This is a genomic window from Collinsella sp. AM43-1, assembly GCF_003467925.1.
In the GTDB taxonomy this organism is placed as follows: domain Bacteria; phylum Actinomycetota; class Coriobacteriia; order Coriobacteriales; family Coriobacteriaceae; genus Collinsella.
Genome location: NZ_QSFR01000003.1, coordinates 29,778 through 50,617, shown reverse-complemented (window position 1 = coordinate 50,617; position 20,840 = coordinate 29,778). Strand labels below are relative to the sequence as shown.

Genomic DNA, 20,840 nt, shown 5'->3' with positions numbered 1-20,840 from the left:
CTCCCTTAGTACGAAACGCTGGGGCACCGCCGCTTGTTGGCGCTGCGCTCGTGTTTTTCGTTGCGCTCGCGAGTCGCTTAGCGCTTAATCTCGATATCGTCGAGCTTAACATCCATGGCCTCGGTCTTGGCCTTGGCGATATCATCGGCAAATTCCAGAGACTTCATCATGGTTTCGACGGCATCCTTGTGCTCCTCGACGTTGTCGATGCGCACGTAGACGCTGCCGCCGCCTGCTTCGGTGAAGTACTCAGTCGTCACGCCGCCCGAGTGTGTATAGGAAGCGTTGCGCCAAGTCTTGCCGTTGTACTTGACGGGGTCATTCTCGGTCCACTCAAAGCTGGCATTCCACTTTGCCTCGTAGTCGAACAGCTCGTCGGCGTTCTTGTCAGGATCGAAGACGGGGATGAAGCGATCGCTGGCGTGCTCGCTCTCGGTGAACTTAAACTGGGCCCTGTCGGCGGTATCGCCTGCGACGTCGGTGACCTCGACGCCCTCGGGGACCTCGACCTTAAACCAGATGAAGTCGGTCCTCATATCCACGGCTGGCTTTTCCGCACCGCCACCGCTGCCGGTAGCTCCACCGCTTCCGCCACAGCCCACCAGGGCAACTGCGGCAAAGAGACTCATGCAGAGGGTGAGAATCGCAAAGGCCTTCTTTTTCATGGTCGTGTCCTCCTCGATCTGTAACCGCCCATGGATTACCTGCCTTTACTGTACGCGCGGACGGCTCGCTAGGGTGGGCCATGTGTCCCATTCTGGGTGCCGGATTTGCGCCGTTAAGTGGCAATATGCGCGGGCGCAAAAGAGGGGAGGGCCGGTGCCGACGCCTATCGTTCGTCATAGAAATCCGCGATGGCCAGGTGTGCTGACGCTTATGTGCTTATGGGCTAGACTTAGCATCATTACGTGTTTGATGCGGTTGGCCGGCGGTTGCCGCCCGACCGATCTATATGACTTGAAGGTGCATGCGTATGAGCCAAGAGATGATGGACAAGACCTGTCGCGGGTTTGCCGAGGCGCTGGCCGCGCGCGAGCCGGTTCCCGGCGGTGGCAGCGCGAGCGCCTTTGTGGGCGCGCTGGGCGCCTCGCTGTGTGGAATGGTTGCCCGCTACGGTGCGACCAATCCCGCGCTTGCTGATCGTGCGGATGACCTGACGCGCGCGTTTGCCCAGGCTGATGAGCTGGCCCAGGAGCTTGTCGAGTTGGTTTCCGAGGACGTTCGTGCCTACAGGCGGGTGTCCGCGGCGTACGGTATTCCGCGTGACGATCCGGCTCGAGCGACCGCGATTCAGGATGCGCTGCATGTGGCAGCCATGCCGCCGTATCGCATTATGGATGCCTGCGGGCGCGCACTGGCGCTGCTCGAGGACATGGCCGATAAGGGTTCGCGTCAGCTGCTGTCCGATGTGGCGTGCGGCGCCGTGTTCTGCCGTGCCGCTATGCAGGGCGCGAGTTTGACGCTCTTTGCGAACACCACGTCTATGAAGGATCGCGCTCGTGCTGAGGAGCTCGAGACGGCGTGTGATGAGTTGCTCGACACATGGTTGCCGCGCGCCGATGCGCTGGCGCGCCGCGCCTCCGACGCTGCAAGGAAGAGGGGATAGCCATGGCTGAACTGCTGAAGGGTGCTCCCGTTGCTCGCGCTTTGACCGTGGAACATGCTGCTCGCTGCGCAGCCCTGCGCGAGCGCGGCGTTGTTCCGACGCTGGCCATCGTGCGTGTGGGCGAGCGCGAGGACGACCTGTCCTACGAGCGCGGCGCCCTCAAGCGCTGCGAAAAGGTTGGCATTGAGGCTCGCCGCATTTTGCTTCCCGCCGATGTTTTGCAGGACGAGTTGTTGGCCGCCATCGAGGACATCAATGCCGACCCCGCTGTTCATGGCTGCCTGATGTTTCGTCCGTTGCCCGCTGGGCTTGACGAGGATGCGGTTGCCGCGGCACTCGATCCCGCCAAGGATGTTGACTCCATGACGCCGGCCTCGCTGCTTACCACGCTTTCGGGGCGAGGCGAGGGCTTTGCTCCCTGCACGGCCGAGGCTGTGTTGGCGTTGCTGGACCATTACGACGTTGAGCTGGATGGGGCCAAGGTCGCGGTCGTCGGTCGATCGCTGGTGATTGGCCGTCCCGTTGCCGCCATGCTTACGGCTCGCAATGCCACGGTAACGACGTGCCATACGCATACGCGTGACTTGACTGCCGAGTGCCGTGCGGCTGATATTATGGTTGCGGCCGTTGGACGCGCGCGCACGATTGGCGCGGATGCGGTTCGCGATGGCCAGACGATTATCGATGTTGGCATTAATTGGGACGAGGCCGCTGGCAAGCTGGTCGGGGACGTTGATTTTGATGCTGCAGAGCCGGTTGTTGGTGCCATTACTCCCGTGCCGGGCGGCGTGGGGGCTGTGACCACCGCGATTCTCGCCAAGCACGTGATTGAGGCGGCGGAGCGCGCATCGAAATAGGCGTTTTTGACCACAGAGGTTGCCGAGGTCGCGGTTTCGCCCTTTTTGTGCCGAAGCGATACACTGTTGCCGTTTGATTTCTTCGCTCAAGGAGGATGCGCATGCCGTGCACAACGATTTTGGTTGGTAAGAACGCGAGTTACGACGGCTCGACGCTGGTTGCCCGCAATGAGGACTCGTCCAATGGAGTATTTGAGCCCAAGCGCATGCGCGTAGTACATCCCGACGAGCAGCCGCGTGTCTACACGAGCTTCCTGAGCCACCTGACCGTTGAGCTGCCCGACAATCCCATGCGTTACACAAGCGTCCCCGACGTTGTCCCGGGCCATGGCATTTGGGCCGAGGCCGGTTTCAACGAGCTCAATGTGGGCATGTCCGCAACCGAGACGCTCACCACCAACGAGCGCGTTCGCGGCGCCGACCCGCTCGTCGACTACGTGCCCGCCAAGGGCAACGAGGACGAGGACGGCTATGTTCCGGCGCAGCCCGGCGGTCTGGGCGAGGAGGACATGGTGACCCTGGTGCTGCCATATGCCAAATCCGCCCGCGACGGCGTACGCATTCTGGGTGACCTGCTCGAGCGTTATGGCACCTACGAGAACAACGGCATCGCCTTTAGCGACGTGGACGAGATCTGGTGGCTCGAGACCATCGGCGGCCACCACTGGATCGCCAAGCGCGTGCCCGATGACGCCTATGTGACCATGCCCAACCAGCTGGGTATCGACAGCTTTGACCTGGATGACGCCGAGGGCGCCCAGGCCGACCACATGTGCTCCGCCGACCTGCGTGCCTGGATGGCCGAGTGGCATCTGGACCTGACGCTGGGCGTCGATGGCGACGGCCCGGCTGCGATCTTTAACCCGCGCGAGGCCTTTGGCTCGCACAGCGACAGCGACCATGTCTACAACACGCCGCGCGCCTGGTACATGCAGCGCTGCCTCAACCCCAGCGATGTGTGGGACGGTTCCGAGGCCGACTACACGCCCGAGAGCGACGATATCCCCTGGAGCCGCGTGCCCGAGCGCAAGGTGACCATCGAGGACATCAAGTACGTGCTTTCGAGCCACTACCAGGGCACGGAGTACGACTGCTACGGCAGCAAGGGCACGCCCGCCACGCGCGGTGCCTATCGCCCCATCGGCATCAACCGTAACAGCCAGCTCGCCGTGCTGCAGCTGCGCCCCTATGCGCAGCCGGCCTACCGCGCCGTGCAGTGGATGGCCTTTGGTTCCAACTCGTTTAACGCGCTGGTTCCGCTGTACGCCAACGTCGAGACCATGCCCGAGTACTATGCCGATACGCAGGCTCGCGTGACGTCCGAAAACTTCTACTGGGCCAACCGCCTGATCGGAGCGCTGGCCGACGTCCGCTTCCATGAGTGCGGCCGCGCTGTGGAGGACTACCAGGAGAAGGTCGGTGGCATGGGCCACAAGCAGATCCATGACGTCGACGCTGCCGTAGCCGCGCTGCCCGAGGCCGAGGTGCCTGCCGAGCTTGCACGCGCCAACGAGGAGTTTGCCGAGCTCGCGCGCGTGGAGACCGATGCCCTGTTGGGCAAGGTGCTCTACACCACGAGCTGCGCCATGAAGAACTCTTTCGCGATGAACGACAACGTGAGATAGGGATTTCCCGTCGATCGAATAGCGCTTAAACGCTTTGTCGCTTTCACTCAATCTTGGGTACAAGAACGCCAATGCAGTTGTTTGTGATTGGAGACAACCATGGTTATGAAACTCGATCAGCTTGTTAACGGCGCCATCAACGTGGGCTTTGGCGCTGCCGCCGTTGCTGTCGAAGGCGGCAAGAAGGTCCTCGACGACCTTAACACCAAAGGCGAGCAGGTCCGCAAGGACACCGCCACCCCCGATATCGCCCGCAGCGTGTCCGACATGTTCGAGCAGGCCGGTGGCACCATCTCCGATCTGACCGAGCGCTTGGGCATGCAGGGCGAGACCGCGGCCCAGCGCGTGCTCGACGAGCTCATCCTGGCCCGCGTCCGCGTCATGACCGCCCCCGAGCGCACGGCCTTCCTGGCCCATGTGCGCGACATCGTCGATTCGGTCGAGGACAACGTGACCTCGGTGCCCGTCGAGTCCGTTGAGCCCGACGATGCGAAGGATACCGAAGAGGCCGAGTAGCAGCGCAGATGGCAGATTCCACCACCGATTACAACAATCTAGATCCCTTGGGTGACGAGGCGGCGGTTGTCGATGAGGTCGATGCCGTCGTCTCGGGCGCTCGCAAGAAGCCGCGCGCTGTCGATATGGTCCCCGAGGAGCCCGACGCGATGGCGCCGGACGAGGAATACCAGCTCACGCCGGCGGGTCGCCGCGAGCGCATCGGACAGATTGTTCGCCTGGTCAAAAAGTACCGCGTGTGGGATAACCTCACGCCGGTTCGTTTGCGCCGCCTGCTCGAGGAACTCGGCCCCATGTTCGTCAAGATGGGGCAGATTCTGGCCAACCGGTCCGAGATTCTGCCGCAACGCTTTTGCGACGAGCTGCGTCGTCTGCGCTCCGACGTGGAGCCGGTGCCGTACGAGGTCGTACTCAGTTGTCTGGAAGAAGAATACGGCCTGCGCCTGGGGGAGATGTTCGATGCGATCGACCCCAATCCGCTTGGTAGCGCATCGCTTGCGCAGGTGCACCGCGCACGTCTGGTGACGGGCGAGGACGTGGCCGTCAAGGTGCAGCGCCCCGGTGCGCAGCAGGTTATGGCACAGGACATCGATATCATCCGCTCGGTGGTGCGTATCGTTTCCAAGTTCGTCAACACCGATCAATTCGTTGACCTGCACGGTGTAGTCGAGGAGTTGTGGACCTCGTTTCGCGAGGAGACCAACTTTTTGGCCGAGGCCAAAAACCTCAACGACTTCTACGAGTTCCATAAGAGCGTTCATGGCGTGACGTGCCCTAAATCCTATCTGGACCTGTGCACCGAGCACGTGGTGGTTATGGACTACGTCGACGGCATTTCGATCGCCGATCCTGAACGCTTGGTGGCCGAGGGCTATGACTTGGAAAAGATCGGTGCCGCAATCGTCGAGGACTACTCGACGCAGGTGCTCGACGATGGCTTTTTCCATGCCGACCCGCATGCGGGAAACATCATCCTCAAGGATGGCATCGTCTACTTTATTGACCTGGGCATGGTCGGACGCATGTCGAGCCACGATCGCGGTATCGTAAAGGACATGATTTTCGCCGTGGCCGAGGGTGACGTGCCCAAGCTCAAGGATTCGCTCATGCGCTTCGCCGTGACGCGTGGCGACTCGGCTGAGCTCGATCATTCGGCCTTTTTGTCCGATTTGGACTTTATCGTTGCCGACTTTGCCGGGCTCGACCTTAAAGACCTGGATATCGGCGAGTTTTTGACCTCGCTGCTCAATCTGGCGCGCAAAAATGACGTTGAGCTGCCGAGCGTGGTGACGATGTTCGCCCGCGGCATGGTGACGCTCGAGGGCCTGTTGACCGAGTACATGCCCAACGTCAACATGATCCAGATCATCCAGACGCACATCAAAAACGAGAAGAGCACCTATGCCCGCATGCGTGATATGGGACGCGATCTGGCCGCGAGCAGCTATCGCGCGGCAAAAGGCTCGCTCGAGGCGGCCGAGTATTTGGGCTTGGCTTCGCGTATGCTCACGCGCGGCCAGCTTAAGGTGAACACGCAGATCATGAGCAGCGATAAGGCGCTGCGACAGCTGGGCGGAATTATCGACCGCATGTCGATGGCTATCGTGATCGCCGGTCTGTTTATCGGTTCGTCGGTGGTGTACTACGCGCGCATCGAGCCGGTTGTCCTCGGCATTCCGGTCATCGGCTTCTTTGGCTACGTGAGCGCGCTGGTGCTGGCGCTTATGCTGGGCCGCAATATCTGGCTCAACAGCCACGGCGGCAAGCACTAGAGGCTGCGACCGTCACCGCATTTTCCTATCGCAAACAATAGCTTTTACCTTGGGCTTCGCCTGCGTGCGAGGCCCTTTTGCGTGATACCATTTTGACGGTAATAATCGATGGCCTAGATGGTGGTGCGGAGACGCACGAATGCGCGGTTTTCCTGCGCGTTTGGGAGAATCGGGGTGCAAGTCCCCGGCTGTACCAGTAACCGTAATTCCTCTTGGCTCGGGATGTTCGCGTCGCAGATCGGACGGCGCGCCCGAGTCGTTAAGGTTAAGTCGGATCGCCTCCCATCTTGCGTGCGGCTGCGGCGTATGCCGCCGGTGTGCATAGGGCTCTGGAGGGAAGGAGGACCCCGATGGGGGAACTCGAGCGCAACATGCGCGATGACGTGGGGCAGCCTCAAGGCAACGCTCCAAGTACAGACAATGGGGGACAAATGGATATGTTTGTGGACGAGCGCCAGCGCGTCTCGCATCGCCGAGGCGCAATTGCGCGCGGCGTAGCCAAGCGCGGCCTGGTGGCATTCCTGGCCTTCGCGATGGCCTTTGGCACCACGCCGGCTCAGCTGTGGGCCGAGGGCGCCGAGGGCATTGCCGAGGCTGTGGCTCAGGCTGCGACGCCGAGTGAGGACGCAGCGCTTGCGGGCGGTGCCGCCGAGCAGAGCGGCGCCGAGGTTTCAGATTCTGGGAGCGCGCCCGCAGCTAGTGCCGCCACAACAGGGGCGGCAGCTGGCGACGAAGGCTCGGCGACGGGGGAGAACCCTGCCGCGAGTGAGCAGTCTTCGACGGTAGCCGCTGGCCAAGCAGGATCTGCCGCCGCGACTGCCGTCCAGACAGAGAACCCGACAGAAACCGGCGATGTCGCCAAGAAGCAAGTCGAGGTCTCGTTCTCGATTATCGGCATCGATGCCGACGGCAAGGCTCAGACCTGGGTGGCACCTACGCAACTCAAGCTCGACGAGGGCGCGACGGCTGCGGACGCCTTCGTTAAGCTGCAGCAGAAGGTGGGCTTCAAGGCGAAATACGATCCGAACACGGCATACGGTTTTTACCTCGAAAGCATCACGTCCCCGAGCGATGGCCGCACGCTTGCCTTCGATCCGGCGACTTATGCCTACTGGCAGCTGTTTGTTGACGGCGCGTCTTCCTCGGTTGGCGCGAGCGGCGTCAAGCTCACCCAGGGGCAGAAGATTGAGTTTGCCTATACGGCTGGTAGCTCGTCCCCTGTCGTTAAGGACCAGGTTGCCGCAAATGTGACCGTCATTGGTCGCGATGCCCAGGGCAAGACTCAGACTTGGGTCGATAACGCGCAGTATGTGGTGACGTCCGGCTCGAACGCACTTGACCTTACGAAGGTCGCGCTCGAGGCGAATGACATCGATGCCGTTGTTGCGGGCTCCTTCATTCTGAGCCTTAAGTACAACGGCGTTGAGCTGGGTAAGCCGCTCGATTATTCGACCTATTGGCAGCTGTTCATCAACGGCAAGTCGAGCGACTACACGGCAGACAATGTCACCATTCATGCTGGCGATACCGTTACGTGGTTCTACGGTGGCTGGGGCGACCAGTTGCCGTCCGATTCCGTCCATGCTTCCGTTCAGGTCCTCGGTAAGGACAAGGACGGCAAGCAGCAGGTTTGGGCTTCGACGGGCCAGACGAGTCTCAAGGCGGGTTCTACTGCCAAGGATCTCCTTGAGCAGACCGGCCTTACTCTCGATGCTGGCGAATCGTCTTGGGGCTGGTTCCTCAACGGCATTACTTCGCCGCTTGACGGTAAGACCTATAAGTATGATCCTGCGACCCGCAGTTATTGGCAATTCTATGTAAATGGCAAGTCCGCCACGGTCGGTGCCGGCAACTACGAGCTCCAAGAGGGCGACGCCGTCACCTTTATGTATGGTGCTGACGCCGATGCCCTCCCCGGTCAGGTTCTTGGGTCTGTCGATGTTGTCGGCCCCGATGTCAACGGCAACAATACTTGCTGGGGCTCGGCAAGCAGTGTTTCTTTGCCCGAAGGCTCTACTGCCCAGAACCTTATTGAGACGGTCCTGAAGGCCAAGGGCGTTACGTACAACGGCTCCCAGAGTGGTGAGTACTGGTTCCTCAATTCCATCAACTCGCCGTTCGATCACAAGCCGTATGCCTGGGATGCTGCGACCAATAAATCTTGGCACCTGTATATCAATGGAGAGCCCTCCTTACTCTGCGCCAACCAGATTACGCTCAAGAGCGGCGATAAGGTTACGCTTGCCTATACCACCGACGATTCGCCCATGCCCGATCCCGACAAGATTGTCGTGGACCCGAGTGCGACGACTCCTGATTGGGATGCCGAGTGGGCCGGCTACGGCAACAGCGGCAACGGTACGTCCGTTACGGACGCCAAGACGCCTGCGCAGGCCGCCGGTCTTAAGTGGGCCTTCGATTGGAAGGCCGAGTCTGGTCAGCAGTATGCCAACTGCAGCGAGCCTGTCATTGCTAACGGTTTTGTGTACATCGCGACCGAGAACGAGCTCATTAAGATCGATTCGTCCACGGGCAAAAAGGTTGCCTCTGCGCCGCTTGCCTCCAAGGTGAGCTATACCTCTCGTCCGATCTATACCAATGGCCTTATCATCGTTCCGCTCAACGGCGGTGCGGTCCAGGCGATTACTGCAGACAAGCTGATCTGCAAGTGGCTGACGCCTGGTTTGACGGACTTGACGCAGAGCTCCTGCACCGTCGTTTCGGACGGCGAGTACGTCTATGTAGGCTCGGTCGATATTTCGTATGACGAGAATTACAACGCGACCTACGGCAACGGCTCCCTGAAGCGTATCAAGATTGCCACGGGCGAAGTCTCTTGGCAGAACATTGACCCTTCCGAGGGCTATTATTGGACTGGCGCTGCGCTGACGGATAAGTACACCATTGTTCCTACGAGCGCGGGCACGCTTAAGTGCATTGATAAGACGACGGGCGATGTCGTTTCGGCCATGAAGCTCGGCGCTGTCGCAAATGCCGATTGCATTGCCGATCCGTCCAATGGTTCGACCTTCTATCAGATGACGCACGACGGAAAGCTCCATGTGATTTTGCTTTCGGCAAAGGGCGTGCTGAGTGAACAGAAGACGGTTGATCTGGGCCTTACGAATAATCTGAGCGCCCCTGCGGTGTCTGGTGACAATCTGATTGTCGGCGGACAGACGGCTACGGGCTCTGCTCTGGTTCTCTATAACCTGAAGACGGACAAGACCACGATGGTCGCTGCTGCCGACGGCAAGGCGCTGCCGGCTGGCCTCAACGGTATTGCTGCTACTCCGCTGGTGAGTGTTCAGGGCGGCAAGACCTATGTGTACTTCACCGTGAACAGCGCGGATAGCAAGGATTACGTCAACTACTCTGCTGGTGGTGGCGTGTATCGCTATACTCTCGGCGATGCAGAGGCGACGCAGATCTATGATGCGGCCGGCCATTACCAGTACTGTGACTCTCCGGTCATTGCCGATGCTTCTGGCAACCTGTACTACATCAATGATTCGGGTACTCTGTTCAAGCTGGGGGCTGTTGAGTCTTGGACGGTTGCCTTTAATTCCAACGGCGGGTCTGCTTGCGACACTAAGTTTGTTGCTACGGCCGACGGCAAGCTGGTCAAGCCGGCCGATCCGACGCGCGATGGCTACACTTTCGGTGGTTGGTATACCGATGAGGCTTGCACGCAGGCGTATGACTTCAGTACGCCAGTGACGGCCGATCTGACACTGTATGCCAAGTGGACCAAGAATGCCGTTAACCCTGGCGGCAATGGCGGTTCTGGCACTAATGGTGGCAACGGTGGCGCTGGCAACGGTTCCGGCGCTGGCGCTGGCACTGGCACGGGTTCCGGCTCCGGCTCTAAGGGCCAGCAGGCCGGCGGCGCTATCGCCCCGGGTCATAAGCCGACGACCAAGACGACGGTGTCGACCAAGACCGAGACCAAGGACAACAAGTCCGACAAGAAGGACACCGATAGGTCCGATAAGAAGGACGAGAAGAAGTCTGACAAGAAGGACAGCAAGTCCGACAAGAAGTCCGATTCCAAGTCCGATACGGGTGCTGCTTCCACGACCACTGCTAAGAAGTCCTCTAGTGCCTCCGAGCAGGAGGCTGGCACCAACCCGCTCGCCATTGTTGGCGTTGCCGCCGGCGTCATCGGTCTCGCCATCGTCGGCGTGTTCGTGTTCACCAAACGTCGGTAGGTGAGGGCTGTGTCCAATAAATCCAAGGACGCTGACCCCAAGCAACCAGATTCCTCGTTTATCCAGCTTGACGATGCAAAGCAACAGGGCGCCGCTTCGGCGGCGTCCGCCCTTCGTCGCAAGACGTTCCTCGGCGTCCTGACTGCCGCGTGCACCATTCTGATCGTCGTCTCGCTGGGTTTCGTCCATCCTTCCGAGAGCGGTGCCTGGTCCATCGACTGGATCATTCAGACCGTGACGGGGGAGAGCGTCGTCACCAAGGACACCAAGGTGTCTGGCTCGACTACGACTTCGGGCGAGGCCAGTTCCAAGGATTCCAAGTCATCGAATGACGCAAAAGATGAGTCCAAGCATTCTGATGAGTCCAAGTCCAAGGACGATTCCGAGTCTTCAAACAAGGAATCGGACAAGAACTCGGATAACAAGAAGTCCGAGGACCAGGACGGCAAGAAGTCTGGCGATAAATCCGCTGCCCAAAATACGGGAGCCGGTGATACTTCCAATGCGTCTGGCGGTGGCCAGTCGTCTGATGGAGCCTCATCCTCTAATGGTGGAAACGCCTCCTCGGGCGGCCAGAGCGGCTCGCAGGAGTCCAGCTACGTAACAGTGACGGTTTCGGTCACATCGAGCGCTGTGGGCAATCCTGTGTCTTCTGGTGGCACCTTTACCTTTAACGAAGGCGCTACCGTCTATGATGCCCTGTGCGCGCTGGGCCTTTCCGTTAACGCACATGGCTCGTCGTACGGCACGTATGTCTCCGCGATTGGTGGTTTGGCCGAGAAACAGCACGGTGGCACGAGCGGCTGGATGTACTCCGTCAACGGCACAACGCCCATGACGGCCTGCAGTAACTACGTTCTCTCCAATGGCGACAACGTGGTCTGGTATTACGTTACAGGCTAGGGACCTCGACATAGTGCGCCAGACGGGCGGTTCGGACAAACATCCGGGCCGCCCGTTTTTCATGCGAATGGGACTGGGTCGCCGGGTCTCTCGGCAAACAAAAAAACCGGTTGGAACGGGAATTCCAACCGGTTTTACATTCAAGCAAATAGTGAATCGACTACGACCGTGCGCCCTCGAGGAAGAAGCGGCGGCTGAAGTAGTTGTACCAGGTGACGAGGAACGTGGCGATGGCCTTCATGGCCTGGTAGCCGATGCTCAAAAACGTGACGCCCACAAACATGTACAGGTCGTTGAGGCCCAGGCCGATCACCGACAGGATGGTGAAGATCGTGAACTCGCGCTTGCGGCTCATGCCCTCGCGGTGGTCGAACACGTACTTCATGCTGAGCCAGTAGTTGACCACGACGGACGTGATGAACGAAACCGTGGTGCTCATCAAGAAGTCGAGGTGAAACAGCTCGACGAGCGCAATGAGCATACCCCAGTCGATGCCAAAGGAGACAAGACCCACGACAGCGAACTTGAGGAACTGCTTGGTATGAGGTTGTGCCAGTGCCTTGCGCACGTAATCACATCCAATGCGTTGATGAATCGAGCAGAGGATACTTTAGAGCTTTTGCAAGGGAAACGTAAGGTCCTTGCCAAGAACTATACGAACTCGCCAAATTTTCAAGAGCTAATCCGCAAACGTTGAAAACTTGCCCGTAAACGAGCAATGCCCGCGAACAACACGGCGCTCGACGCGCGTCATCCGTGGGCATTGTAAAGCTGTAAGGTTGCGAGTTACTTGGTCTCGTCGCCTTCCAGGAAGATCTTTCGGGTCACAAAGTTGTAGACCATGACAAGCGCGGTGGCGCAGATCTTGGCGATATTGGCCTCGAGTCCCAGGCCGGCGTTGAGTGTCAACACGATACCGTCGTTGAGTGCCAGGCCGATCACGGACAGCACGACAAAGATAATGAACTCGCGGCGGCGGCTTATGCCTTCCTTGTGCGCAAACACGTATTTCATGCTTGCGAGGTAGTTAAAGATGAGTGAGATGATAAAGCCGCTGGTGTTGGCGATTAGGATGTTAAGGCCCAGACCGTAGTGGAGCAGATTCATAATGCCAAAGTCGATGACCGTGGCAATGACGCCGACGACGCCAAACTTCATGATCTGCGCAAGGAGCTTTTGCATGGTACCTGCCTTATGGTGGCGCCGGGGCGCCGCGGGGATGACAAACTCAGCAAGTTTAGCCAATCCCCGCGGGTGGGGCTAGACGCGCTCCTCGATAGCACCGTTTCTATATGCATCGAGCAGCTGGCGCAGATCCTGGATCTGGCTGCGGATCTTGGCGCCGGTATCGGTGTCGCTCACCATGCGGCGGTGGTCGGCCTCGTCAAAGCGGTTGGTCTCGCTTTCGATGTCCACGTTGCGCGTGAGTGCCTCGGCAACGGTGGTAAAGGCCTGGTGCGACTTGAGGCGGCATCCTCGCGAGCTCGAGATAAGCGTGTAGCCGGCGATGCCCGTCTTGGGATGGTAAGCGCGGCAGAATCCGCCATCGATGACCAGCAGCTTGCCCTCGGCGCGGATGGGCTGCTCGCCCTTGGTGGTTTTAACGGGCGTGTGGCCGTTGATGATGTGACCGGTCGGTGAGCATGCCATGGGCGCGACGCCAAACTCGCGCATGATGTCGTCGCAGACCGAGGGCGACTTGGTAAGCGTAAAGTACGGGTCCATCGGCTCGACCCAGGTGCTCTTGTCGGCGATATAGGCGCGCTCAAAGGTACGCACCAGGCGTCCGCTGGCGGGTGAGTTAAAGCCAATCCACAGGTACCACATCCAGTCGAGAGCGTCGCGGTCGCCCACGCGCCAGGCGCGGCGGGCGATGTGGTCGCAAAAATCGAGATAATCGCGGCCAGCGTGCCAGGTGCCCAGGCAGTTCATGCTGCTAAAGGTGCCGTCTTCGTTGAGCGGCACGCAGCCGTGGAACAGCAGGTTGCCGTTGGCGACCTTGTACATCGAGCCGTGGGAATAGAGGAAATCGATATGGCGATGCAGGTGATCGGCGGTGACAAACTCGGACACGAGCTTGTCGATGATGTGCTGCTCCTGAGACGTGAGCGTATAGGGGTCCGCCGGGTCGACGGTGGGGAAGTCGTTGGTCGTGAGCGGCCACACGCTGCCGTCGGCGAGCGTGACCGTGCCGGTGCCGTGATCGATCTTGTCGAGTAACAGACGGTCGGTCATGTCGAACTCGGGATGGCGCTGGATAATCTGGCCCTCGAGCTTAAAGAGCAGGACGTTGATGGCCTTGATCAGTGGGGTGATGGACTCACCGGCGGTGTAGGTGGCATCGGCAAAGGCGACAAGCTCACGCAGCGAGATGCCGTAGTCGTTCTCCAGGATCTCGTAGTTGTCGTAGCGTAGGTTGTTGCGCAGCACCGTTGCGATGCAGGCGGGCTCACCGGCCGCAGCGCCCATCCACAGCAGGTCGTGGTTGCCCCACTGGATGTCGAGTGAATGGTAGGTGAGCAGGCGGTCCATAATCTTGGCAGCGCCGCCGCCGCGGTCGAAGATGTCGCCCACCAGGTGCAGGTGGTCGACGGCCAGGCGCTTGATGAGCGAGGCGAGCGACTCGATAAAGTCGTCGGCGCTGGCGGTCTCCAGAATGGACTCCACGATGCGCTCGTGATAACGCACGCGATAGTTGTTCTCGTCCGGATGCGTGTGCAGCAGCTCGTCGATGATGTAGGCGTAATCGCGTGGGATGGCCTTACGCACCTTGGAGCGCGTATAGCGGCTCGAAAGCGAGCGGGCGACCATGATGAGCTGGTCAAGCATCGTCCTGTACCAGGTGGGCGAGTCTTCGCGCCGGCTGCGGACCAGGTCGATCTTCTCGCGCGGGTAGTAGATGAGCGTGCACAGCTCGCCCTTTTCGTCAAAGGAAAGCGTGTCGCCAAAAATCTCGTCGACATGTTCGCGCACGACGCCCGAGCAGTTGTTGAGGATGTGCATAAAGGCTTCGTACTCGCCATGCACGTCGCTCATAAAATGCTCGGTGCCTTTGGGTAGGTTGAGGATGGCCGAGAGGTTGATAATTTCGGTAAATGCGGATTGTTCGGTGGGGAACTGTCTCGACAGCAGGCGCAGATACTTGAAGTCTTGCGGATTGCGATCGAATGCGACCATGAAACACCTTCCGATAGGGCTGGTAAAACTGATAAACAGTGTCAAACGTTTATCAGTATGCGCCGCTTTTGTTTCGATTGGGGATGGGCGGCCGAATTGTTAGCCGAACGGTTTGCTAAATCGATTTAGTGGAGGTAGATATGGCGGTTGAGTGGAGACGAAGCGGGTGATTTTGCCCACGTTGGCCCATGGCGGGGGATGGGGATGTTCATGATAAAGATATTGGATGCAAATGGTTCGCATTGGTAAATAGCGGACATTTGTATCGTATTTAGGCTTGCTGTGCGATAATTTGCGCAGCAATACTTAAGGAGCCTCATATGAGTGATTTTGTCCTGACCTGTGAATCTGCCGCCGATCGAACCCGTGAGTTCTTTGAATCGCGCAATATCCCCGTCGTGTGTTTTCATTACGAGATCGACGATGTTGTCTATACGGACGATCTGTATCAGTCGATTACGCCGGACGAGTTTTTTGCCCAGATATCCGCGGGCGCCATGCCCAAGACGTCTCAGGTGAGCGTGGGTGAGTACGAAGAGTTTTGGGAGCCGCTTGTTGCCGAGGGCAAAGACGTGCTGCACCTGACGTTGTCGTCGGGTATTTCGGGCACGTATGGATCGGCCTGCGTTGCGGCGCAGATGCTCGCGGATCGCTATCCCCAGGGCGGCAAGGTGCGCGTCATCGATTCGCTGGCAGCGTCTTCGGGCTTTGGCCTGCTGGCGGAATGTGCCGCCGACGTGCGCGATAGCGGGGCTTCACTCGACGAGACGGCCGCTTGGATCGAGGAGCATAAGCTCAACCTGCACCACTGGTTCTTCTCGACCGATCTGTCGAGCTACCTGCGCGGCGGTCGCATTTCGGCTGCGAGCGCGATCATCGGCACGGCGCTTAAGATTTGCCCACTTATGACGGTCGATTGCGAAGGTAAGCTGTCGCCACGTGAGAAGATTCGCACTAAGAAGCGCGCGATTTCCGAGATGGCTAAGACCATGATGGCACACGTGCAGGACGGTGCGGATTATTCGGGTAAGTGCATCATGTCGCACTCGGCGTGCCGCGAGGATGCCGAGGCAGTTGCGGCGCTGATTGAGGAACAGGTTCCGCAGCTTAAAGGCAAGATTGAGATCAATAACATCGGTACTCTGATTGGCTCGCATACCGGACCTGGTACGGTGGCGCTCTTCTTTATGGGCGACAAGCGCGTGGATTAATTTGCCCCATCACATCGCTGCATGATTGCTCAAACGAAAACGGCCCGCCTCACGTTTGTGGGGCGGGCCTTGCTGTTGGGGTTAGCGTTTCTTTCCTCGGAAGAAAAAGCCGTGCAGTGAGGGCTTGAGCCCGCGGTTGGCGCGACGCTCCTCGACGCGCTCGTGGATCGAAGCGACGCGCTCGATGACCTCGTCGGGAATCGGCACGTCGGGATTCATGTTCTCGACCTGGCTGACCTCGGCGGCGGAGACCTGGTCGATAATGGGCACATCGTCGTGCGAGATGACAGGTGTGGCGTCTTCCTTCATCTTGCGATAACGCTGCATCATGTCGGTCTGTAGCTGCTGTGCCGAAGGCGGCGTCCAGATGATGGCGTTGGCGCCGGCAGCGATGGTCTCGCGGATGCTCTCGGGCGTCTTGCCGCCCGGCGCGATGAGCGGCAGGTTGGGATAGTGCTCGCGCAGTTCACGCAGGACCTGCGGCGTGTTTTTGCCAGCGGCGATGTTAAGAATCTTGGCGCCGGCGCGCACCTTTGCGTGAGCATCGTCGTCGCAACGTACGACCGTGGCGATGACGGGGATGTCGGCGATGTTGGTGATGTGCTCGACCATCTCGGCGGTGGCGGGGGAGTTGACCACGCAGCCCGCCGCGCCCTGCATCTCGGAGACGGCTGCCATCTGAACGGAGCGCTTGCCGGTGGTGGTGCCACCGCCCACGCCTACGAAGACCGGGCACTCGGCGACGGTCAGCAGCGCCTGCGTAATGGCGGGCTGCGGCGTGAAGGGGTAAACGGCAAAGACGGCATCGGCGTTGGAGTTGCGGATGACCGCGACGTCGGTGGTGTAGATGAGCGATTTGATACGACGGCCGAAGAGCGTGAAGCCGCTGGCCTCCTCAATCTCGTCAGGCATGCGAAGGGCCGCCTTGCGCAGGCGCCCGTCGATGGGCAGCGGCTCCATGGGAAGCAGTCCGTTGGGGGTCACAGCTACCTGGGGTTCGGTGAACTCGTCTGCGAGCTCGACCTCGGAGAAATCGACCGAGGCGACAATGTCCTCGTGAACCTCGGCGGGCACATCGATGGGGGCTTGGTCGTTTGCCGCGGCAGGCGTGTCGAAAGAGCTGGTGCCGACGAAGGCGTCGACGCGCTCATTTAGATCGTTGAGGGTATCCATGGAAGCTCGATTCTATGTGATGACGGCCGGCGCGATGCAGCCGGAATTGCGAATGCTAAACCGTTTGACGAGTTGATTTTTCCCCGCCGCGTCCTCCGTTAGACCGAAGGGCGGCGAACGTGAAGGAGCTGTGGTGGCGGTGATCGGGGTGCTATCTTGAAAGTCCCGTTTAAAAGAGAGGTGACGCGGTATGGAATTTTCGGCAATGTTGGGCTCGATTGGCCTATGCGTGGGCGCAATCGTAGCCGCCGCGGTCATCTACTTTGTGGTCACGGCCATTAAGGGCAAAAGGGCCGAACGCAAGGAGCGCACGATGCTTAAACAGCATCGCGACCAGCAGGGCAAACGCGCACAGAGATAGCTTGTTGAGTTTTGGATCCGTGCGCTAGCTGCGTTTTCGGATCAGGGCAATGTAGAAGCCCTCAAAGTCGCGGCTAGGCGGAATGGTCAGCGTGCCGGGCATACCGTTGGCGACGGACGAGACGTGGCTGGCGGCGATGGCCTCGGTGAGGGCGTTGCACTCGATGCGTGGCTCTTCGCCAACTTCCTGAGCACGGCGCGTTTCACTTTCGCTCGGCGTGCCGTCGAGGGGGATAAGCTCGCAATCCATGTGCTTGTCGAGGGCCTCTTGCAGGGCGTCCTCGTTTTCCTGCGGCAAGATCGAACAAGTCGAATAGACGAGCGTGCCGCCCGGTTTAAGGGCTCCCATGGCGCGGTCCAGAAGTGCTCGCTGCGAGCGGGCACACTTGCTCAGCAGCTGCTCGGTCAGGCCGCGCAGGCTTTTCTCGTTGCCGCTGATGACGGTGCCCGTGCCGGTGCAGGGGGCGTCGAGCAGGATGCGGTCAAAGCGGAAGAACTCGTCGAGCTCGCGTGCGTCGATGCGCATGACGGGCACGTTTTTTGCGCCTTGGCGGTGGAGGTTGGCTTCGAGCTTCTCGGCGCGGGGAATGCTCATCTCGCAGGCGGTAAGGTGCGCCTGCCCCTGCGTGAGGGCGGCGATCTGCGTCGTCTTGCCACCGGGGGCTGCGCACATGTCCAGGATGTCCTCGCCTGCCTGTGCGCCCAGGACCAGCGGCGGCATCATGGACGACAGGCTCTGCAGGTAGATTTTGCCGTCGCGGTAGATGTCGAGATCCCACAGATCGGAAACCTGGGCCTCGGGCAGGATAAAGGCGTCCGGGTACCAGGCGACAGCGTTGTGGGCGATGCCGGCGGCATCGAGCGCCGCAGCGATGTCCTCGGCGGTTGCCTTGAGCGTGTTGGCGCGCAGCGTGACCGGGCGTGTGGCCGCGGCGCCGAAGCCCTCGATCATGAGCTCGGCATCGGCGGGCGCATAGGCGCCGGCGACCGTGTCGACCATAAAGCGCGGCAGGTCGGCGGCGCAAGGAAGGGCGGCAAGCTGGTCGGAAAGCTCGGTGGCGGCAAACTGCCTGAGCTTGAGCTCGGCCTTGACCTGCTTTTTCTGCTTACGACGACGCGGCTTGGACATCCGTCTTTCCTTCCCATTCCATTACATGTCGAGTGTTTAGTACTGGCTCTCGTGCTTGCTAAAGAAGTCGAAGCGCTGGGGCAGCGGCTTTACGCGGTGCTCGCCGGGCTTCTCGCCCAAGCTCTCCACAAACTCATCCGTGGAGGCGAAGATGTTATCCCAGCTAAAGAAGGCGACCGGGTCGATGTCGAAGTACTCGCAGATGAGCTCGCAGCCGGCAGGGACGATGCCGTGCATGAGCACGGTCACCACGCGCAGCTCGGTAAAGGCGTCGACGAGCGCCTGCGTCATTGCGGCGTTTGCCTCGTTACCCTCGAGCTTGTTGGCGGCCTTGGAAGCGTCGCTCCAGCGCTTGTTGGCGGCGCGCAGGTAGTCGTCGCACACGGCAAGCGCGCGGTGCGTCTCGAACTTGTACATAGCCTGCTCAAAGGCGAGAGCTGCCTGCTCGGCGGCTTCGACCACGGTGTCAGAAGCGGCACCGGCGGGGATGCAGCCGTTGCGGTAGGGGCTCTCGTCGCCTTCCTTGACGGCGACGCCGTAGAAGCAGCTGCGGGCCAGACGGTTGAACACGCCGGTCAGCAGCGCGCTCTCCTTAAGGGCCGGGTCGATAACGCGCTTGTCGTCGCAGGCGCGTACCTCGTTGCCGTCCTTGTCCTTGCCGGTCACACGCGTGTCGTATGCCTTGGGGCTAAAGCTCACCGGCTTTTCGGATAGGCCGAGCGACAGCCAGTGCGCGCGCATCTGCTCGCAGGTATAGTGGTTGAGCAGGTCGTCTGCCGGCGGGGGAGGCGTCTGCGAGGACGAGCTGGCCTTTTTGCCCATGTAGAGCAGGTGGTAGCAGGCGCTGACGGTGCTCTGCGTGAGGTCCCAGCCCAGGGCCTCCCACATGGCGGTCTGCGCGATGCAGTAGAAATAGATGTTGTCCTGACCGATGAACTGGTAAATCTGAGCGTCGTCAGAGCACCACCAGTCGCGCCAGTCGAGCGAGCTGTGCTGGTAGGTGGGTGCGGGCACCTGCGTGGAGTCGGCGGCGGGCTCGCCCATGAGGGCGGCATCCTGGGCGGCGACGCCCTCGGTCACGCCGGCGGCCTTGGCATCGCGCGCGAGCACGGTACGCGTATAGCTGATGGGCGCCCACAGGCTCTCGGGCCAGCACCAGCAGGTGACGTCGGAGACGCCATCGACCTCGGGCACCGGAACGCCCCAGTCGATGTTGCCGGTGATGCGGAAGGGCACGAGTGCCTTGCCGCTGCGGAAGCGCACGCCACCGTTGGCGAGCACCGCGTGGGCGTCGTCGCGCTCCTTCCAGCTGGGGAAGGTGACGGTAAAGCTGCTCTTGTTGCCCTCGGGCTCCAGCACGGTGTGCTCGGGGAGCTGGTCCTCGACGGCATCGAAGGCCTCGCGGAACTTGTTCTGGATGTAGAGCTGAGCCGGCAGCAGCCACTCCTCCATGGTCTTGGAGACCACGGAGCGAACCTGCGGGTTCTGGGCGAGCTTGGCGGTGTAGGTCTTCATAAAGTCGAGGTAGGCCGGCAGGTCAAAGTAGAGATTGTCGACCGGGCGCAGCTCGGGCACCTCGCCGGTGAGCTGGCTCTTGGGCGCGATGAGCTCCTCGGGCTCAAACTGGTGGCCCAGATCGCACTCGTCGGCATAAGCCTTCTCGGACTTGCAGCCCTGGATGGGGCAGCGGCCGATGACCTGGCGGCCGTTGAGGAACGTGCCGGCCTTGGCATCGTAGAACTGCAGCGTGGAGCGCTTGGAGATGGTGCCCTGCTCGTGCAGGCGCTCGATAATCTCGGCAGTCACCTCGTTGTGGATCTGGGCCGCCGGCTCAAGGCCCGAGCCGCCGTAGATGTCGCAGCTGATGTTGTAGTTGTTGAGGGTCGCGGCCTGGCGGGAGTGATTGGACTCGACATACTCGCCGATGGACTTGTCGTAGCCCTCGTTCTCCTTGAGCTTGCGGTAGCTCTCCATGATGGGCGAACCGTAGCAGTCGGTGCCCGAGGTGAAGATGACGTTTTCGCGGCCCAGGCGGTCGCGCAGGAAGCGGGCGAAGAAGTCGGCCGGGACAAAGACGCCGCCGACGTGGCCAAAGTGCAGACCCTTGTTGCCGTAGGGCTCGCCGGCGGTAACGATGGCGCGGCGCGGCCAGCTGGGACGGTCGTTCATGGAGTATTTGGATGCCATGGGACTCCTTCGCATATAGGTAAGAGCGCGGCCGGGCACGGGGTTCGGCGGCGCGGTGGTCAATTCGTGCATATCGTTCGACATTATCGCACATGCGGGCGGGTGCGTGGCAG

At 60.5% G+C, this 20,840-nt stretch carries 16 protein-coding genes; 9 read left to right on the top strand and 7 right to left on the bottom strand.

What is annotated here, in order from left to right:
- Positions 1–77: 77 nt before the first annotated feature.
- Positions 78–665, bottom strand: a complete 588-nt coding sequence (locus tag DW925_RS01990) for a hypothetical protein (protein WP_117583982.1) — start codon at positions 663–665, stop codon at positions 78–80.
- 308 nt (positions 666–973) lie between these two features.
- On the opposite strand from DW925_RS01990, the gene DW925_RS01985 reads away from it, so the two are divergent.
- The 7 genes from DW925_RS01985 (at position 974) to DW925_RS01955 (ending at position 11,490) form a co-directional block, all read left to right on the top strand.
- Positions 974–1,606, top strand: a complete 633-nt coding sequence (locus tag DW925_RS01985) for a cyclodeaminase/cyclohydrolase family protein (RefSeq protein ID WP_158551663.1) — start codon at positions 974–976, stop codon at positions 1,604–1,606.
- A 2-nt stretch (positions 1,607–1,608) separates the two neighbouring features.
- Positions 1,609–2,463, top strand: a complete 855-nt coding sequence (locus tag DW925_RS01980; RefSeq protein ID WP_117583984.1) for a bifunctional 5,10-methylenetetrahydrofolate dehydrogenase/5,10-methenyltetrahydrofolate cyclohydrolase — start codon at positions 1,609–1,611, stop codon at positions 2,461–2,463.
- Positions 2,464–2,564: 101 nt separating this feature from the next.
- A complete protein-coding gene (locus DW925_RS01975) occupies positions 2,565–4,088 on the top strand; it encodes a C69 family dipeptidase (RefSeq protein WP_117629586.1) in 1,524 nt (507 codons plus the stop codon).
- A gap of 99 nt (positions 4,089–4,187) precedes the next feature.
- Complete coding sequence (locus DW925_RS01970) at positions 4,188–4,604, top strand: hypothetical protein (RefSeq protein ID WP_117583986.1); 417 nt, start codon at positions 4,188–4,190, stop codon at positions 4,602–4,604.
- Between the two features lie 8 nt (positions 4,605–4,612).
- On the top strand, positions 4,613–6,376 hold the full coding sequence (locus tag DW925_RS01965; RefSeq protein ID WP_117629587.1) for an AarF/ABC1/UbiB kinase family protein: 1,764 nt from the start codon (positions 4,613–4,615) through the stop codon (positions 6,374–6,376).
- 431 nt (positions 6,377–6,807) lie between these two features.
- On the top strand, positions 6,808–10,587 hold the full coding sequence (locus tag DW925_RS01960; RefSeq protein ID WP_158552055.1) for a DUF4430 domain-containing protein: 3,780 nt from the start codon (positions 6,808–6,810) through the stop codon (positions 10,585–10,587).
- Positions 10,588–10,596: 9 nt separating this feature from the next.
- Complete coding sequence (locus DW925_RS01955) at positions 10,597–11,490, top strand: DUF4430 domain-containing protein (RefSeq protein ID WP_233505679.1); 894 nt, start codon at positions 10,597–10,599, stop codon at positions 11,488–11,490.
- 160 nt (positions 11,491–11,650) lie between these two features.
- Here the strand turns inward: DW925_RS01955 and DW925_RS01950 are convergent, their stop codons facing one another.
- The 3 genes from DW925_RS01950 to DW925_RS01940 form a co-directional block, all read right to left on the bottom strand.
- Positions 11,651–12,058 (bottom strand): GtrA family protein, encoded by a 408-nt coding sequence (locus DW925_RS01950; RefSeq protein WP_117629589.1) that lies wholly within the window; start codon positions 12,056–12,058, stop codon positions 11,651–11,653.
- A gap of 218 nt (positions 12,059–12,276) precedes the next feature.
- A complete protein-coding gene (locus DW925_RS01945; protein ID WP_117629590.1) occupies positions 12,277–12,672 on the bottom strand; it encodes a GtrA family protein in 396 nt (131 codons plus the stop codon).
- 78 nt (positions 12,673–12,750) lie between these two features.
- Complete coding sequence (locus DW925_RS01940) at positions 12,751–14,667, bottom strand: fructose-1,6-bisphosphatase (protein WP_117790253.1); 1,917 nt, start codon at positions 14,665–14,667, stop codon at positions 12,751–12,753.
- A 320-nt stretch (positions 14,668–14,987) separates the two neighbouring features.
- On the opposite strand from DW925_RS01940, the gene DW925_RS01935 reads away from it, so the two are divergent.
- A complete protein-coding gene (locus tag DW925_RS01935; RefSeq protein ID WP_117629592.1) occupies positions 14,988–15,878 on the top strand; it encodes a DegV family protein in 891 nt (296 codons plus the stop codon).
- An 81-nt stretch (positions 15,879–15,959) separates the two neighbouring features.
- Here DW925_RS01935 and DW925_RS01930 read toward each other — a convergent pair whose 3' ends face one another.
- On the bottom strand, positions 15,960–17,051 hold the full coding sequence (locus DW925_RS01930; protein WP_117629593.1) for a hypothetical protein: 1,092 nt from the start codon (positions 17,049–17,051) through the stop codon (positions 15,960–15,962).
- 190 nt (positions 17,052–17,241) lie between these two features.
- Here DW925_RS01930 and DW925_RS10095 point away from each other — a divergent pair, with 190 nt between their 5' ends.
- Positions 17,242–17,412 (top strand): hypothetical protein, encoded by a 171-nt coding sequence (locus tag DW925_RS10095; protein WP_156058414.1) that lies wholly within the window; start codon positions 17,242–17,244, stop codon positions 17,410–17,412.
- A 24-nt stretch (positions 17,413–17,436) separates the two neighbouring features.
- Here DW925_RS10095 and DW925_RS01925 read toward each other — a convergent pair whose 3' ends face one another.
- Both DW925_RS01925 and DW925_RS01920 read right to left on the bottom strand, forming a co-directional pair.
- On the bottom strand, positions 17,437–18,540 hold the full coding sequence (locus DW925_RS01925; RefSeq protein WP_117629594.1) for an RsmB/NOP family class I SAM-dependent RNA methyltransferase: 1,104 nt from the start codon (positions 18,538–18,540) through the stop codon (positions 17,437–17,439).
- Between the two features lie 36 nt (positions 18,541–18,576).
- On the bottom strand, positions 18,577–20,727 hold the full coding sequence (locus DW925_RS01920; protein ID WP_117629595.1) for a methionine--tRNA ligase: 2,151 nt from the start codon (positions 20,725–20,727) through the stop codon (positions 18,577–18,579).
- Positions 20,728–20,840 lie beyond the last annotated feature (113 nt).